The sequence below is a fragment of the Oleiphilus sp. HI0086 genome (genome assembly GCF_001635225.1).
This window is the reverse complement of record NZ_LWFZ01000991.1, coordinates 1-1,262: the sequence shown is the minus strand read 5'-3', so window position 1 is coordinate 1,262 and position 1,262 is coordinate 1. Positions and strand designations below refer to the sequence as shown.

Annotated in this window: 1 protein-coding gene; it reads left to right on the top strand. The window is 45.6% G+C overall.

The features are described 5' to 3' along the window. Positions 1-16: 16 nt before the first annotated feature. A partial coding sequence (locus tag A3756_RS17950) for an ATP-binding cassette domain-containing protein (protein WP_231875564.1) occupies positions 17-1,262 on the top strand: 1,246 nt, incomplete at its 3' end.

The following is a 1,262-nucleotide window of genomic DNA, read 5'->3' as shown; positions in this document are numbered from 1 at the left end:
GGGAAAGTCTTCATTAATGTCATTGCTAATGAAAAGTAGTGATCCGGACTCCGGTGTCATAAATTTTCAAAAGGGTCTTAAAGTAGGGGCTTTGCCTCAATCCATGCCCGATGCTGATGAACGTAACGTTTTTGATGTCGTTGCTGAAGGCCTACCGGAAATTGGTCAGGTCTTAAGTGAGTATCACCATCTGATCAATAGTCAGGATGAAGCTGCAGACCTGCAAAAGTTAGAGAAGCTGCAAGACAGAATCGAGTCATTAAATGGCTGGGATTTTGATACTCGGATCGCCAGCATGCTTAAGCGTTTTGGTTTGCATGAATCGATGCAGATGAAAGACTTATCCGGCGGTTGGCGGCGGCGGGTAATGCTTGCCCGAGCCTTAATCAATGAACCCGACCTGCTTTTACTAGATGAGCCGACTAACCATCTGGACATCGAAACTATCAAATGGCTGGAAGCCCGCTTAGCAGAATATCGTGGCGCGTTATTGTTTGTCAGTCACGATAGAGCGTTTATTAAGGCTTTGGCCTCCAATATTATCGAGTTGGACAGGGGAAATATCACAGCTTTTAACGGAGGCTATAGCGACTACCTGAAAGAGAAACAGCGTTTGCTTGAGGAAGAAGAACGTCAAAATGCTTTGTTTGACAAGCGCTTGTCTGAAGAAGAAGTTTGGATTCGCCAGGGGATTAAAGCAAGGCGTACTCGAAACGAAGGGCGTGTCAGGGCCTTAAAGGCCATGCGAGATGAGCGTAAGCAAAGAGTCAATCAGCAAGGTAAGGCTGAAATAAAAATAGCCGAAGCGGAGAAGTCAGGAAAGCTGGTGGCAGAAGCCGAGCATGTGTCGCTTGCATTTGATTCGGGACGTAAGGTTATTGATGATTTTTCATTAACAGTGATGCGAGGCGACAGGATAGGCTTAATTGGAGCAAATGGTGCCGGTAAGACGACTTTATTGAAGGTATTGCTTGACCAGTTAAAGCCAACAAGTGGGTCTGTACGTTTGGGGAGTAAACTGGAAGTTGCTTATTTCGATCAGCTTCGAGGTGGACTGGATTTTACTAAAACAGTTTTTGATAATGTTGCCGATGGCCATGACTTTGTTGAAATGGATGGCAAGTCCCGTCACGTAATGAGTTATCTCAATGACTTTCTATTTACAGCAGAGCGTGCTCGCTCACCTATCACCGCCTTGTCCGGTGGTGAAACGAATCGCTTATTGTTAGCGCGTTTATTTGCCAAACCGGCAAACGTTATTG